The following is a 12718-nucleotide window of genomic DNA, read 5'->3' on the forward strand; positions in this document are numbered from 1 at the left end:
CGACTCAGTCGTCCGCGGGCGCGGACCGGTCGGGGCCGTCGATCCGTGCGAGGGCCTCCTCGCCGGCGCGCTCAGACTCCGTGAGGTAGCACTTCGGGTCGGGCGCGAACGGGTCGCCGTGCGCGGAGAGCGCCCGGAGCCGCGAGCCGCCGCGACAGATCGACTGGTACGCGCAGTCGACGCACCGCCCGGAGAGGTGTTCCTCCCGCTCGCGGAGCCCGGAGAGGAGCGGGTTCGACTCGTCGGACCAGATCGCGCCGAACGAGCGGTCACGGACGTTCCCGGGCGAGTACCCCTGCCAGAACTGTGTCAGGTGGACGTTGCCGACGGGGTCGACGTCGGCGACGCGCTCGCCGGTCGGGTCGCCCCCGTTGCGTTCGAGGTACCGGTAGATGAGCCGGGCGCGATCCTCCCCCATCTCGCGGTCGGCGTACTCGACCAGGTGGCCCGCATCGGCGTAGTTGCCGACGAGCAGGGTCTCTATCTCCTCGCCCCGGTCGTGGTACTCGCGGGTGAGGTCACAGAGGTCGGTGACCGCCTTCCGAGTGGCCTCCGGGGAGAGGTCGACGTCGGAGATGTCGGCGCCGCGGCCGCCGTAATCGAGGTGGTAGAAGCAGAAGCGGTCGACGCCCACGTCGGCGAGCAGGTCGACGACGCCCGCGAGGTCGTCGACGTTGTGCTCGGTGATCGTGTACCGCAGTCCGGTCTTGAGCCCCACGTCGAGGCAGGCCTCGATCCCGCGCACGGCGGCGTCGAACGCGCCCTCCTCGCCCCGGATGCGGTCGTTGCGCTCGGGGAGTCCGTCGACCGAGACGCCGGCGTACTTGAGGCCGGCCTCCTTCAGTTCGCGGGCGCGCTCCCGGGTGAGGAGCGTGCCGTTCGTCGAGAGCACCGGCCGGATTCCGCTGTTGTCGGCGTACGCGACCAGCTCGGTGAGGTCCTCGCGGACGAGGGGCTCGCCGCCGGAGAAGAGGAGGACCGGGACGCCGAACTCGGCGAGGTCGTCGACGAGCGCCTTCCCCTCCGCGGTGGAGAGCTCGTTCGGCGCGCCCGCCTCGTCGGCGCCGGCGTAGCAGTGCTCGCAGTAGAGGTTACACCGCTTCGTGGTGTTCCAGACGACGACCGGGCGCTGCTGTACCTCCTCGGTGATCTGCGGCTTCTTCGAGCCGTCGGCCGCGTCGTAGCGGAGCCCGTCGCTCTCGGCGTCGAGCCCGCAGAGCAGCTTGCTGACGGATATCATCGCTGGTCCCCCGCGTCGTCGGCGTCGACCGCGTCGGCCGGGGGCGCGCCGCCGCAGGAGACGGTCGGCGTCCCCTCCGTCTCCTCGTAAACGCGCGGTTCGTCGGCGTCCCCGTCGCCATCGTCGCTCTCTCCGGCCTCCGCCCCGTCGTCCGCGAGCGACCCGGCGGAAAACCGGGAAACCTCTGCGGCCGGGCACACCCACACGTCGCGGGCGTACCACGCGAAGAGCTTGCTCGCCTCCTCGTGGGCGGCGTCCGGCGTCGGGGCGGCGACGGTTCCGACGTGGCGGAGCGGGTCCGACTCCGCCTCGCGGACGAACACCTCGAAGCGGCGACCGTCGGCCGACCGCGGCCCGTTCGCGCCCTCGCTTCGGTCCGTCTTCTCGACCATACCCCACCGTACGGACGGTTCCCCGAACGGGGTTTCGCGCGTTCCCACGGCCGCGAAATTCGACCGAACGGGTTCGGGCGAGACGGTAACGCGGAGGGGTCGCCGTCCGAGTCGAGCGACGGCGGCAGACCTGCCGCTCCCGGCTCCGAGAGAATCGAGGACCGCGTACGCCGCGATCCCGTGTGAGAGCGGCCGTTACCGAAGGAGAAACCCGATCAGATGACGCGGTTCTGCAGGTAGTCGAGGTGTTTCGCGTTGTAGACGATCTTGACCTCGTCGGTGGCCGGGCTCCCGATACAGGTGAGCCGGACGTTCTTCTCCTCGACCTCCTCGTCGGAGAGGATCTGCTGCATGTCCATCTCGATGTCACCTTCCTTGACGATGGACGCGCAGTTCGCGCACGCGCCGGCGCGGCACGAGAAGGGCCAGTCGTAGCCCTGCGCCTCGGCCGATTCGAGGATGTATTCGCCCTGGTTCACTTCGAGGGTGCCGTAGTCCTCTTCGTCGAGGCCGGCGTCTGCGGCCTCCTCGAAGAGATTATCGTCGTCCATCGACCAGCCGTGGTCGTCGAGCACTTCGTAGTTGAGGTATTCTACTGTGGGCATCACCTGACGGTTTGGTGCCCACCTCATTAGGCTTTGCTGTTCCCCGTCCGCCGCCACCGAGACGAGAGCCCGACGACCGAACGAGTTCGCTTCCGCGGCCGAACGAGTTCGGCACGTTCCGTCGCCTCGTCCGGGGATCGGGGCGTCGTCGATCGGCCGGGTTCCTCACCGCCGGCGACCTCCGTCCGATCGCGTGACTGCGCGTTATCGCGACTGATACGAGGTGAGTAACAATAAATAGCGTACGACGCGCAGAACGTACCGATGGAGGAGTCCGTCGTCGCCGACTTCGTGGGCCGCGTTCACGCGGCGAGCCTGTCCGCCGACGAGCCGGCGACCGGTCGCGTCCTGTTGAGCCAGCGACGGCTGGTCCTCGCGACCGACGACGGTAAGGAGACGATCCCCCTCTCGCGGGTGTTCGACGTCGTCGTCGGGAGCGTCCCCGGCGACCTGCGCTCGTTCTTCAACGACAGCGTCACCGTCGCGTACGAGCGCGACGGGTCGCGGCGCTCGGCGCTCGTGGAAGGCGAACCCGACGACATGGACAAGTTCGTCAGGCTGCTGTTCACGTCCCTGTTGCGGAACGTCACCGTGACGGTGCGACACCCAGCGAAGGTCGGCGGCCGCGTCACGGACGCGACCGACCACCGCGCCTCGGTGTCGGTGTCGCCGGGCGAGATACGGTTCAACAACTGTCCGGACCCGTTCACGGTCGACCTCTCTTCGGTGATCGACTACGAGCGGACGGACCGCACCCTCGGCGGGAAGAAGCGCCCCGCGCTCGTCTTCGAACACGTCGTCGACGACCAGACGGTCACGTCGATCACGACCGTGCCGAACGAGCGCGCGCTCAACATCCTCGGCCGGTACATCAAGATCGAGTACGACGAGGCGATGGAGGACTTGGAGTCCTTCGACCCGACCGAAGAGCAGCTGGAGATCCTCGTCTCTATCTACTCCGCGGGCGGCGAGGCGAACATCGCGGACGTCGTCACCGGCGATGTCGCCCAGACGTCGATGATCCTCGACACGCTCCGAGAGGAGGACCTCGTCGCCGACGGCGACAGCGGAACCACGCTCACCCGCAAGGGACAGATGATCGTGAGCTCGTACCTCGAATCCGTCAACGCCTGAGCGCCGCACGCGGAGTTTGGGCCGGACGCGGCGCGCGCTCGGGGGAAGTTTCATAGTCGTGTACCCGTAGGTATCTCTCATGCGAGACAGCAACCACCCCGGCGGCGAGTCGCCGCTCGACGCCGTGGTCCGCGAACGGGGACTCGACGCGCCCGACGGGGCGGGGAAGCCCGATCCGACCGGGGACTCGACGTGTCCGGGCGACGCCGGCGGTTCGGGGCCGCGAGTCGCCCGCGTGCCGGAGAGCCACACCCACGACACGTTCTCTGTCGAGGGGATCGAGACCGACCGCCGCGAGGGGTTACTGGAGGCGGTCCTGCGCGACGTCGACGGCGTCAGCGCCGCCTCGGCAACGCGGCGCAACGGGACCGTCGGCGTCCACCACGACCCGTCGCTCTCGCGGGACGCGCTCCGCGGGGAGCTCGAATCCTGCGGCCTCGTCGTCGCGCCCGGCGACGAGGCGTTCGAGTCCCGGCGCGCCTCGCAGTTCGCGTCGGCGCGCGTCGCGGTCGCGACCCTGTTCGGCCTGATGGTCGCGACGCCGTACATCGCGGTGCTGTACCCGACCCGGGTCGAGTGGCTGTTCTACGACCCGGTGACCGTCCAGTACCTTCAGTCGATCCTCGACTCGCAGATGACGACGCACTTCTTCATCAACCTCGGCGCGCTCTCGGGGCTCGCGTTCCTCGTCGCCTGCGGCCCGACGATCCGTCGCGCGGCCGCGGCGGTGCGCGACGGTGAGTTCACCAACGAGGTCGCGTTCGTCGGGGGGGTCGCCGCCCTCTACGGCTACAGCACGCTCACCGCGTTCACCGGGCTGGAGGGCGCGGTCCACTACGACCTGGTCGCGTACGCGGTCGTCGTCGCGACCTTCTGGACGCAGTTCGGCGTCACGGACACCGCGGTCGATCCCGCGTCGCGCGGCGAGTCCGCCGCGGAGCCGGCCGACGCCGACGCGGACGAACCGGTCGCGATGACCGACGGCGGGCGCTGACGCGTCACGGCGGTCGTCACTTTTACCCTCGCGCGCTGATCCCGCTCTCGACCGTTTCCGATTCCGCTCGCTGACCCGCCCGCTCGCCTTTTACCGTTCGTGCGTCGCTTCCGGAGAGTCACTCCGCCGCGTCCGCGCCCGCGACGGGCGTCCCGCTCTCGTCGACGGTCACGACGCCGTCGACGGTGACCTCGTCGCCGACGGCGAGGACATCGCCCCACGATCGCTCCTCGACGACGGTGTTGACCATCAGCCGGAAGTCGTGGTCGAAGCGGTCGCTCGCGGTCCACTCGGGCAGCGTCTCGCGGCGCTTCCGGACGAACCGCTCGCGGAACCCGTCGATCTCGGCCCCCGTGTCCGGGTCGCGAGAGGGGACGACGCAGCGCTGACACGGGTTGACGCCGATCAGCGCCGTGTCGCCGACCGCGACGCGGACGCCCTCCCCGTGGTCGGCGAACAGCCGGTCCTCGAAGAACGCCGGGCAGTCGTCCAACACGACGTTCGGGCGGAGCCGCCGGCGCATCTCCGTCGCGTCCGCCACGTCCTCGAACCACGAGGCGATGGTCGCCAGCGTCGCCCGCGAAACCACCGTCGGCCCGCGCGCGGCGCGGTCGTCGGGGAAGCCGCCCGCGTCGTCTCGCACGAGGTCGACCGCGTACCCGAGGTACTCGCCGACCCAGTCGGCCAGCGCGTCGCCTTCGTCGGGGAGCGGGAAGGTGCGCTCGTCGGCCGGGGCGCGTTCCGTCGCCGGTCGCGAGAGCGTCACGGCCGTCGGCGTGGCGTCGGGCGGGCCGGCGAGTTCGTACTCGGCGCTGAGCCCGTGGATCGCCGGCTCGCTCTTCCCGTTGACGTAGCCGCCGCCACCGCTGACGGAGGCGCGCTCCGGGTCGACGCCGGCTTCGACGAGCGCGTACGTGCGGTCGCCGCGGAGCGCGCCCTCGGGGCCGATCGCGGCGCGGTCGACGGCGACGCCGTCACAGGACTTCAGGGGATACGCGAGGAGTTCGGCGACGCGTGTCATACCGCGAGTTCGACGGGCCGGATAAAAAGCGATCGGCCGACGGGGGCGTCCCCGCCGGACGGTGGTCGCGCGCGACGACGGGTCAGAACAGCCCGGCGATGAACCCGACGCCCATGACGACGAGGACCGCCGCGGAGAACGCGGGCAGGTACGGGGTGTACCGCTCGACGCGCTCCCGAGAGCGGTGGTAGCCGGCGATCAGCAGCAACGTGAGTCCAACGATACCCGCGATGACGGTGAGCGCGTAGGCGCTCATCAGTTCGAGACAGTAGTTCGACCCGGCACAGAGCGCGATGATCTCGAACTCCTCCTCGTGGGCGAACCCGAGGACGAACGCGAACCACGCGATTCCGAGCAGGCCGCGGTCGGCCCCCTCGTCGAAGCCGCCGTGCGAGTGGCCGCCGACGAACGGGAGAAGCCGCTTCAATCGAGCGAGGCGTCCGTCGTCGTCATCGTGGTCGTGGCTGTGGTCGTGGTCGTGGCTGTGGTCGCGATCGTGGCCGTGGGCGTGAGCGTCGTGATCGTCCGACGCCTCAAGAGAGCCGTGAGAGTGCCCGTGGACGTACTCGCGGACGCCGAGCCCGATCAGCAGCGCGCCGGCGACGAGGCTGACCGGCCCACCGATCTGGACGCCGCCGAGCACCGTGATCGGCTCGTTGACCTGCGTGAGATCGAAGTAGCTCTTCGCGTAGAAGAAGACGACGACCATCGCGATGCTGCTCACGAGGTGGCCGAGGCCGATGATGGCGCTCGCCGCGAACCCGTACAGCCACTTGTTGGTCTGGGCGAGGGCGTAGGAGGCGGCGACCGGCCAGCCGTGGCCCGGTTCGACGCCGTGGACCGCGCCGAGGAGGACCGCGCCCGCGAGCGGCCCGAACAGTTCACTTGAGAGCATACGCGGCGCTCCGAGCGGGCGGGGTTTAGCGGTTGTTAGTACCGAACCGGATGAATCGTCATAACGAACCTCTTGTACTCGCGGGATCCACGACGGCACAATGCGAACGAGCTTCAACGTCCCGGACGACCTCGTCGACGAGTTCGATCGGACGTGGCGGGAGGAGGGGATCGAGAACCGGTCGCGGGCGGTCCGCGAGGCGATGCGCGAGTTCGTGGAGTCACACTCGCGGCTCGAAGACACGACCGGCGAGGTGGTCGCGCTCGTCGGCTTCGACTACCGCCACCACGAGGTCATCCGGGAGCTCCACGGCGCGCAACACGAGTATCAGGACGTGATCCTCAACACGAGTCACACCCACCAGGGCGAGTGGTGTCTGGAGTCGCTGTTCTGCCGCGGCGACGCCGAGCGCGTCCGACAGCTCACGTACCGGATCCGCGACTTCGACGCCGTCCGTCAAGTGAAGGTGATGCTGATTCGGGACGGCCCCGACTGACCGGGACGAGGTTCCCGAGTGGTAATCGATGAACGTTCGCCGCGGCGATGTCGTCATCGTCGAGTTCGATCCGACGGAGGGCTCGGAGCAGAGAGGGACACGGCCCTGCGTAGTCGTCCAGAACGATATCGGGAACGAGAACGACCCGACGATCATCGTCGTTCCGATCACGACATCGCGGGGAGACGAACTGTGTCCCTTCGAGGTGCGTATTCCGGCCGCGGAGTCGCCGCTTCGGGAGGATTCGGTCGCGCTCTGTAGTCAAATTCGCACGGTGCCTATCGAACACCGCATTACCAACAGCAGTGGTTCCGTCCCGGAATCTCGAACGAACGAAGTCGACGAGGCGCTCAGGTATGGCCTCGGCCTGATCGATCCCTAGCGATTCTCTCGCTGTTCGACCTTGTTCAACTCGATCAACAGCCGGAAGATCGCCTTCACGAGGTTCGCGTCCACGTCGAAGCGCTCGGCGTTCTCCCCGGCGCGCTCCATCACGCGCTCCTCCTGCCCCTCGTCGGTGGTCGGGAGGTCGCGCTCCTCCTTCACTGCCGCGACGGTGTCGGCGACGTACGTCCGGCGGGCGATCAGCTCGACTATCTCGCGGTCGATGTCCTCTATCTCGTGTCGCAGTTCGTCGAGGCTCCGGTCCTCCGCGTTGGGTGTGTCGCTCATTGGTAGTAGGGTCAGTGATCTGTCGCGGGCGCTCACTCGACGGTCGCGCCGTCGGCTCTCGTCGTCGTTCGCCGCAGCGTTCCGGGACGGTCGGCCCAGGCGTCGGCGACCGCGTCGAGGTCGGTCTCGGGATCGGCCGGGTCCGCGACGGCGACGACGCTCGGGCCGGTCCCCGACAGCGACACCGCGGTCGCGTGCGGCATCGCCTCGACCGCGGGGTCGGCGTCGAAGCCGAGCGCGGCGGAGAACGCCAGCCCGTTCACCGTCATCGCCTCGCCGTACCGCCCGTCGAGCACGAGATCGGTGACGAGGTCAGCCATGGGCGCGACGGCCTCGCAGCGCGCCACGTCGGCGTCCGCGCTGTAGGCGCGCTCGGGCGGCGTCCAGACGAGAACGTCCCAGTCGACTGTCTCGCGGGCGCGGAGTTCGTCGGCGTCGTTGTCGGTGACGGTGACGCCGCCGAGCATCGACGCGGTCGCGTCGTCGAACGCGCCGGTGACCGTGACGCCGACCTCACGGGCCGCTCGCACGCCAAGTCGACAGGCCTCCAGGCGGGTCACGTCGACCGCGGGGTCGTCCGGGTCGTCGCCGACCGCGTCGTCACTTGCGCGGCCGCCGTCGCCGACCGCGTCGTCACTTGCGCGGCCGTCGTCGCCGACCACGAGCCCGAGCGCGTCGCAGGTCGCGAGGACGGTCGCGTTGGCGGCCGCGCTGGAGCTTTTCAGCCCCGCCGCAAGCGGCACGTCGCTGTCGGTCCGGACGGTGCCGCCCTCGCCGTCGCCCCAGCGGTCGGTCGCGAGGCTCACGCAGCGCTCGATCAGGTCGGTGTCGGCGTCGGGGTCCTCGGCGATCTCGCCCGCGACGCCGTCGGCCGCGGGGTCGAGGTCGACCGCCGCGCGCGTCTCGACGTCGATGCCGAAGGCGGCGCCCGTGCCGGTCGCGAGCGCGTTCAACACGGTCCCGGCGCCGAGCGCCGCCGCCCGTCCTTCCATGGGTTCACGGCTCGCGAGCGCGGACAAAGAGGTAGCGATCACGGCGAGTCTCTCTGTCAGGGAGGCCGGGCGCACCGGTTCCGGGCTATCAGAGCGGTTCCGCGCGCCTGACGGCCGCGTCGACCGCGTACCGCTCGGCGTCGGGTCGGACGGGCGTCCCGCCGGTCTCGAACCGGATCGTCACCTCGAACGACCGCGATCTCGTCCCGTCGAACCGGTCGTCGCGGGGGAAGCGTCGCGTGACGGACGCGAACCCGACCGCCTCGCGCTCGTCTGAGCCCCGCGGGACGGCGTACGCGTCGGCCCGGAACTCGATCGTTCCGTACTCGAACCGCCCCGCGTTCTCGACGGTTAAGCGGGCCCTGACCCGCGTCCAGCCGCCGCCCTGCGTCACGTCGCGGACCGTCGCGTCGGTGACGACGAGCCCTGACCCGTCGGGGTTGACCTCGTCCGGCATCGCTTCCTCGGCGTCGCCGTCGGACCCACCTCCGTCGCCGTTGGATCCGGTCTCGTCGCCGTCGGACCCGCCTCCGTCGTTCGCGTCCGAGCCGCCGGTCGTCCCGTTCTCGGTCTGTCGAGGGGTCGAGCCGCCCTCCTCCGAGGTCACCAGACAGCCGGCGAGCAGCCCGGCGACGCCGACCGCGACGACGCCCCGCCGCGACGCTCGCCGGACGGGTCGGTCGGCGTCCCGGCCGTCCGCCCCGTCCGCGGAACGGGTCATCGCATCACCGTCCCGAGGACCCCGGTCGACGCGCCGACGGCCGCGGCGACGAACGCCGTCGCGACCGTCGGCACGAACGCGTCCGCCAGCCCGTGCGCCTGCGCGGCGGCGTCGCCCTGCGAGACGACGATCATGGTGACCGCGACCAGGCCGTACGCCAGCGCGCCGAGTCCCGTTCCGAGCCCGCATGTCACAGCCGCGGCGGTGACGCCGCGGGCACGGGACCCGACGAGGACGCCGAGGACGCCGGCCAGCGGGACCGCGCCGACGAGGACCGCCGCGGTCACGGCGAGGTACGACTGGGCGACGAACACGGGTCCGAAGCGCGCGGTCTCGCCGGTCGCGGCGGTCGCCAGCGCCGCCTCCGCCCAGCCCGTCGCGGCCGCGCCGACGATGCCGGCGCCGGCGCCGACGAGGGCGAACGCCGCGGCCACGAGGCCGATCTCGTTCGCGTTCACGCGCCGGTCACCCACCCGTGCCGTAGTCGGCCGTGCCAGCCCGTCCGCTCCTCCCACGCGTCGCCGGAGAAGCCGGTGGCGAGTAGGAACTCGCCCGCTCGGACGAGGTAGCCGTACTGGACGCCGGCGTGCTCGTCGAAGCCGTACCGCTCTCCCTCCGCCTCGCGGTGATAGAAGCGGTACCAGGGGGTCGGGCCGCCGTCGTCCCCAATTCCCCCGGCGGCGGCCGTGCCGTTCTCGGTCGCCGAGCCGTTCTCGGTCGCCGAACTGTTCCCGCTGAAGTCGGAACCGGCGAGCGTCGCCTCCGGGTCGATCGGCGCGCGCCCCTCCGTGGCGCCCTCGTCGAGGGCGGTCGAGAGCCGCGCGTCGGCGGTCTCCGCGTCCGGGTACCGCTGGACGTACACCGGGACCCCGTCCAGTTCGCGGGCCCAACCGCGGAACGTCTCTTCGGGCCGATTCCCCGCCGGCGGGCGGCGGGCGAACGAGAAGAACAGCTCCTCGACGCGGTCGGCGGGCCGCGGGATCGGGCCGAGGCGGGCACGCAGTTCGCGCCGGCGATCGGCACTAAGGGCGTCGCCGTAGATGCGCGGGACGCGGTCGCGGTCGATCTCATCTCGGTCGTACGGCCGGTGCGCGAACGTCGAGAAGCCGCGGCTCGCGACGGCGAGTTCGACGAGCGTCCCGGTCGTGACGCGACCCCGTTCGGGATTGTCCGGCGGGAGCGGCGCCAGCAGCCTCCGGAACAGGCGGTTGTGGATCGGGTTCCGCGAGAACTGTTCCTCGACGTAGAGGGAGGTTCCCATGCCCGCCAGCCCGGTGCGCAACCGGTCGAGTTCTTCGAGGGCGCGGTCCACGTCGCCGCGGGGCGCGAACTCGCGTAAGACCTCGACGTGGCGGTCGACTCGGTCACGGATCCGGGACCCGGGCGAGAAGTGCGGTTCGAGGGCCTCGGCCGCGCGGGACGCCGCGGTCTCCCCCGCGGCGGCGACCGCGTCGACCTGTTCGGTCGCGATCGCCGCCTCCTCGTCGACGGTCGCCCGGACCGACCGGACCGTCGAGACCGCCTCGGCGACAGCGTCGCGGTAGGTCGCGACCGCGTCCGGGTACTCGGTCGCGAACCACACCGCGTCGTCGACGACCTCGCGCGTCGCGTCCGCGAGCGCGGCGTTCGTCACCGGCGGGTCGCCGTCGGCGTCCGCCGGGTCGTCGGAGGGGGGGTCCTCTGGCGGGTCGTCGGCGTCGCCCCCGTCTCCCCCGTCGCCCGGCGCGTCGGCGGCCTCGGGCGCGTCGGGATACTCGACGCCCTCGACGCCGAGGCACCCGGCGGTCCCGACGAGGGCGGCGCCGACGCCTAAGAGCGCCCGTCGCGTCCGTTGCATGACACGCACTCCCAGCGGCAGGAACTTAAATGTGGTACGCCGATTCTCGCTGTTGAGGGCGCGCCCGCAGTCCGGCGGTCCGACCGGCAGCCGAGCGACGCGTTGGGGCCGAGGGCCGAGCGCGTCCCTTTTGAGGCCGGCACCCCGAGCGTCGCGTATGTCCGCGCCATCACGCAGCGACGTGCCGCCGACCTCGATCGGCGTCGACCTCCGCGAGGAGGGCGTCGTCGTCGAGTACCTCGACGGCCGAACGACCCTCTACCGGGGCGCCCCCGACTCCGCCGAGGGGTCGGTCACCGCCGGTCCCGGCAAGGAGACGCACGTGCTCGTCACCGACCCGACGGAGACGGAGGGCGTGATGACGTACGTGAACGATTACAAGACCGACGACGAGATCCTCGAGGAGTCCGGCGTCGGTCGCGTCATCGTCGAGGACGGCGATCGCGACGAGGTGTTCCCCGGCGTGATCGTCGGTCGGGACGGTAAGCGCAACGAGGTCGTCGCCGATCCCGAGGTCGCCGGCGGGCGCGTGTTCGTCTTCGTCGAGGACGGTTGGACCGAGGGGAGCTACGAGATCGTCGAGGGCCCGGAGGACGGGCTCGACGCGCACCGGTGACCCCGACGCCGACGGGATCCTTCTGATGAGCCTCGCGAAACCCTGGCGCGAACTCGACCGCTCGACCGTCGGGAGCGCGCCCGATCGCTACGCACTCTACGAACTCGGCGATGCCGACGGCGACACGGTCGGGTTCGGCACGGGCGTCCTCCGCGACGAGCTGAAGGAGGCGCTCGCGTACGGCGACGCCGCGACGGTTCGGTGGGAGCTCGCCGACTCGCCCGACCACGCCGAGCGGCTGCTCGCGGACCACGTCGAGGAGTGACCCACTCGTCCGGTCCGCCCGTCCCGACCGACCGGGAACGACCGACAGACGAAAGGCCCGCGGCCGCCGAGGAGGCGACATGAGCGACGAGGCCGAGACCGACGGCGGCGACGAGGTGCTCCGCGCCAGCGACATCGGCGGCGAGGGGCCGCCGATCGAGGAGAAGCCGTACAAGATCGTCTTCGAGGCGAACAAGTGCTTCGGGGCGGGGAAGTGTGCCGAGGTCGCGGACAACTGGGTGATGGACGTGGCGAGCGGGATGGCGAAGCCGGAGGCGTACTACATCGGCGAGGAGGACCTAGCCGAGAACGTCAGCGCGGCAGAGGCGTGTCCCGCGAAGAAGGACGCGGGTGTGATCCACGTCGTCGACCGGCGGACCGACGAGGAGATCGCGCCGGACCCGCACGGCGACGGGACGCTCTCGGTCGACTGGTAGGGCCCGGGCTTCCGAAAGGGGTTTCACCCCGCCGCCGGTAGCCGAATCCGCGCGGGGGTGGCTGAGCCTGGCCAAAAGCGGCGGACTTAAGATCCGCTCCTGTAGAGGTTCGAGGGTTCGAATCCCTTCCCCCGCACTCCTGCGGCGAGCACTTCGCGAGCCGCGGGTGGAGACAAGGAACGGTTCGAACTAGGGAGCGGGAGGTGAGCGAGCCGCGACGCGGCGAGCGAACGGGAGCGACTGGAGTTCGAATCCCTTCCCCCGCACTCCTGGGGCGAGCACTTCGCGAGCGGCCCGCGAATTAACTGGCACCGTCCACCTGCTCGGCGAGCAGATCTCCGCTCCCGATTCCGAATGTCGATACTGGTGGGATCCGCGTCACGGCCCGAACGACCGACCTCG

The 12718-nt window shown here is 70.7% G+C and carries 17 protein-coding genes and 1 tRNA gene; 8 read left to right on the forward strand and 10 right to left on the reverse strand.

What is annotated here, in order from left to right:
• Nucleotides 1–4 precede the first annotated feature (4 nt).
• From B9G49_RS03430 to fer, 3 genes are all read right to left on the reverse strand, one after another.
• Nucleotides 5–1240, reverse strand: coding sequence for a TIGR04347 family pseudo-SAM/SPASM protein (locus B9G49_RS03430; RefSeq protein WP_086215423.1), 1236 nt, complete (start codon nucleotides 1238–1240; stop codon nucleotides 5–7).
• Nucleotides 1237–1632: an Htur_1727 family rSAM-partnered candidate RiPP gene (locus B9G49_RS03435; protein ID WP_086215424.1), complete on the reverse strand. Its 396-nt coding sequence runs from the start codon at nucleotides 1630–1632 to the stop codon at nucleotides 1237–1239. Before B9G49_RS03435 ends, B9G49_RS03430 begins: the two co-directional genes overlap by 4 nt.
• A 215-nt stretch (nucleotides 1633–1847) precedes the next feature.
• The gene (gene fer, locus B9G49_RS03440) at nucleotides 1848–2237 is read right to left on the reverse strand and encodes a ferredoxin Fer (RefSeq protein WP_049931604.1); all 390 of its coding nucleotides are present in this window, start codon (nucleotides 2235–2237) and stop codon (nucleotides 1848–1850) included.
• A 264-nt stretch (nucleotides 2238–2501) separates the two neighbouring features.
• Here fer and B9G49_RS03445 point away from each other — a divergent pair, with 264 nt between their 5' ends.
• Nucleotides 2502–3371, forward strand: a complete 870-nt coding sequence (locus tag B9G49_RS03445; RefSeq protein ID WP_049931605.1) for a CheF family chemotaxis protein — start codon at nucleotides 2502–2504, stop codon at nucleotides 3369–3371.
• A gap of 79 nt (nucleotides 3372–3450) precedes the next feature.
• Nucleotides 3451–4365 (forward strand): hypothetical protein, encoded by a 915-nt coding sequence (locus tag B9G49_RS03450; RefSeq protein ID WP_086215425.1) that lies wholly within the window; start codon nucleotides 3451–3453, stop codon nucleotides 4363–4365.
• Between the two features lie 118 nt (nucleotides 4366–4483).
• Here the strand turns inward: B9G49_RS03450 and B9G49_RS03455 are convergent, their stop codons facing one another.
• Both B9G49_RS03455 and B9G49_RS03460 read right to left on the reverse strand, forming a co-directional pair.
• Nucleotides 4484–5386: an MOSC domain-containing protein gene (locus tag B9G49_RS03455; RefSeq protein ID WP_086215426.1), complete on the reverse strand. Its 903-nt coding sequence runs from the start codon at nucleotides 5384–5386 to the stop codon at nucleotides 4484–4486.
• Between the two features lie 82 nt (nucleotides 5387–5468).
• On the reverse strand, nucleotides 5469–6281 hold the full coding sequence (locus tag B9G49_RS03460) for a hypothetical protein (protein WP_086215427.1): 813 nt from the start codon (nucleotides 6279–6281) through the stop codon (nucleotides 5469–5471).
• A 100-nt stretch (nucleotides 6282–6381) separates the two neighbouring features.
• Between B9G49_RS03460 and B9G49_RS03465 the strand changes: the two genes are divergently transcribed.
• Together B9G49_RS03465 and B9G49_RS03470 are read left to right on the forward strand one after the other, a co-directional pair.
• Nucleotides 6382–6777 carry a CopG family ribbon-helix-helix protein gene (locus B9G49_RS03465; RefSeq protein ID WP_086215428.1) on the forward strand — a complete coding sequence of 132 codons (396 nt, stop codon included), beginning with the start codon at nucleotides 6382–6384 and terminating at the stop codon, nucleotides 6775–6777.
• Nucleotides 6778–6805: 28 nt separating this feature from the next.
• Nucleotides 6806–7159, forward strand: a complete 354-nt coding sequence (locus tag B9G49_RS03470) for a type II toxin-antitoxin system PemK/MazF family toxin (protein WP_086215429.1) — start codon at nucleotides 6806–6808, stop codon at nucleotides 7157–7159.
• Here B9G49_RS03470 and B9G49_RS03475 read toward each other — a convergent pair.
• The 5 genes from B9G49_RS03475 to B9G49_RS03495 form a co-directional block, all read right to left on the reverse strand.
• Complete coding sequence (locus B9G49_RS03475; protein WP_049931610.1) at nucleotides 7156–7449, reverse strand: chorismate mutase; 294 nt, start codon at nucleotides 7447–7449, stop codon at nucleotides 7156–7158. The two genes, B9G49_RS03470 and B9G49_RS03475, sit on opposite strands and share 4 nt — an antisense overlap.
• Nucleotides 7450–7481: 32 nt before the next feature.
• Entirely contained in the window at nucleotides 7482–8441 is a 960-nt protein-coding gene (locus B9G49_RS03480) for a shikimate kinase (protein WP_086215430.1), read from the reverse strand.
• Between the two features lie 88 nt (nucleotides 8442–8529).
• The gene (locus tag B9G49_RS03485; RefSeq protein WP_086215431.1) at nucleotides 8530–9162 is read right to left on the reverse strand and encodes a hypothetical protein; all 633 of its coding nucleotides are present in this window, start codon (nucleotides 9160–9162) and stop codon (nucleotides 8530–8532) included.
• Complete coding sequence (locus B9G49_RS03490; protein ID WP_049931614.1) at nucleotides 9159–9620, reverse strand: hypothetical protein; 462 nt, start codon at nucleotides 9618–9620, stop codon at nucleotides 9159–9161. Before B9G49_RS03490 ends, B9G49_RS03485 begins: the two co-directional genes overlap by 4 nt.
• Complete coding sequence (locus B9G49_RS03495) at nucleotides 9617–10999, reverse strand: hypothetical protein (protein WP_086215432.1); 1383 nt, start codon at nucleotides 10997–10999, stop codon at nucleotides 9617–9619. The genes B9G49_RS03490 and B9G49_RS03495 overlap by 4 nt, the downstream gene beginning before the upstream one ends.
• Before the next feature lie 157 nt (nucleotides 11000–11156).
• Here B9G49_RS03495 and B9G49_RS03500 point away from each other — a divergent pair, with 157 nt between their 5' ends.
• The 4 genes from B9G49_RS03500 to B9G49_RS03515 all read left to right on the forward strand — a co-directional run bounded on the left by B9G49_RS03500 (nucleotide 11157) and on the right by B9G49_RS03515 (nucleotide 12452).
• Nucleotides 11157–11615 carry a DUF5796 family protein gene (locus B9G49_RS03500; protein ID WP_049931616.1) on the forward strand — a complete coding sequence of 153 codons (459 nt, stop codon included), beginning with the start codon at nucleotides 11157–11159 and terminating at the stop codon, nucleotides 11613–11615.
• 25 nt (nucleotides 11616–11640) lie between these two features.
• Nucleotides 11641–11880, forward strand: coding sequence for a hypothetical protein (locus tag B9G49_RS03505; protein WP_049931617.1), 240 nt, complete (start codon nucleotides 11641–11643; stop codon nucleotides 11878–11880).
• A 79-nt stretch (nucleotides 11881–11959) separates the two neighbouring features.
• A complete protein-coding gene (locus B9G49_RS03510; protein ID WP_086215433.1) occupies nucleotides 11960–12316 on the forward strand; it encodes a ferredoxin in 357 nt (118 codons plus the stop codon).
• Between the two features lie 51 nt (nucleotides 12317–12367).
• A tRNA-Leu gene (locus B9G49_RS03515) sits at nucleotides 12368–12452 on the forward strand.
• The last annotated feature ends 266 nt before the right edge of the window (nucleotides 12453–12718 follow it).

This window comes from Halorubrum sp. SD683, from assembly GCF_002135045.1.
In the GTDB taxonomy this organism is placed as follows: domain Archaea; phylum Halobacteriota; class Halobacteria; order Halobacteriales; family Haloferacaceae; genus Halorubrum; species Halorubrum ezzemoulense.

Bases quoted from the DNA above. Each gene is read 5' to 3' on its own strand.
- fer (WP_049931604.1), bottom strand. From the start codon at position 2,237: ATGCCCACAGTAGAATACCTCAACTACGAAGTGCTCGACGACCACGGC.
- B9G49_RS03500 (WP_049931616.1), top strand. From the start codon at position 11,157: ATGTCCGCGCCATCACGCAGCGACGTGCCGCCGACCTCGATCGGCGTC.
- B9G49_RS03470 (WP_086215429.1), top strand. From the start codon at position 6,806: ATGAACGTTCGCCGCGGCGATGTCGTCATCGTCGAGTTCGATCCGACG.
- B9G49_RS03455 (WP_086215426.1), bottom strand. From the start codon at position 5,386: ATGACACGCGTCGCCGAACTCCTCGCGTATCCCCTGAAGTCCTGTGAC.
- B9G49_RS03445 (WP_049931605.1), top strand. From the start codon at position 2,502: ATGGAGGAGTCCGTCGTCGCCGACTTCGTGGGCCGCGTTCACGCGGCG.
- B9G49_RS03505 (WP_049931617.1), top strand. From the start codon at position 11,641: ATGAGCCTCGCGAAACCCTGGCGCGAACTCGACCGCTCGACCGTCGGG.
- B9G49_RS03450 (WP_086215425.1), top strand. From the start codon at position 3,451: ATGCGAGACAGCAACCACCCCGGCGGCGAGTCGCCGCTCGACGCCGTG.
- B9G49_RS03475 (WP_049931610.1), bottom strand. From the start codon at position 7,449: ATGAGCGACACACCCAACGCGGAGGACCGGAGCCTCGACGAACTGCGA.
- B9G49_RS03480 (WP_086215430.1), bottom strand. From the start codon at position 8,441: ATGGAAGGACGGGCGGCGGCGCTCGGCGCCGGGACCGTGTTGAACGCG.
- B9G49_RS03465 (WP_086215428.1), top strand. From the start codon at position 6,382: ATGCGAACGAGCTTCAACGTCCCGGACGACCTCGTCGACGAGTTCGAT.
- B9G49_RS03485 (WP_086215431.1), bottom strand. From the start codon at position 9,162: ATGACCCGTTCCGCGGACGGGGCGGACGGCCGGGACGCCGACCGACCC.
- B9G49_RS03460 (WP_086215427.1), bottom strand. From the start codon at position 6,281: ATGCTCTCAAGTGAACTGTTCGGGCCGCTCGCGGGCGCGGTCCTCCTC.
- B9G49_RS03430 (WP_086215423.1), bottom strand. From the start codon at position 1,240: ATGATATCCGTCAGCAAGCTGCTCTGCGGGCTCGACGCCGAGAGCGAC.
- B9G49_RS03435 (WP_086215424.1), bottom strand. From the start codon at position 1,632: ATGGTCGAGAAGACGGACCGAAGCGAGGGCGCGAACGGGCCGCGGTCG.
- B9G49_RS03510 (WP_086215433.1), top strand. From the start codon at position 11,960: ATGAGCGACGAGGCCGAGACCGACGGCGGCGACGAGGTGCTCCGCGCC.
- B9G49_RS03495 (WP_086215432.1), bottom strand. From the start codon at position 10,999: ATGCAACGGACGCGACGGGCGCTCTTAGGCGTCGGCGCCGCCCTCGTC.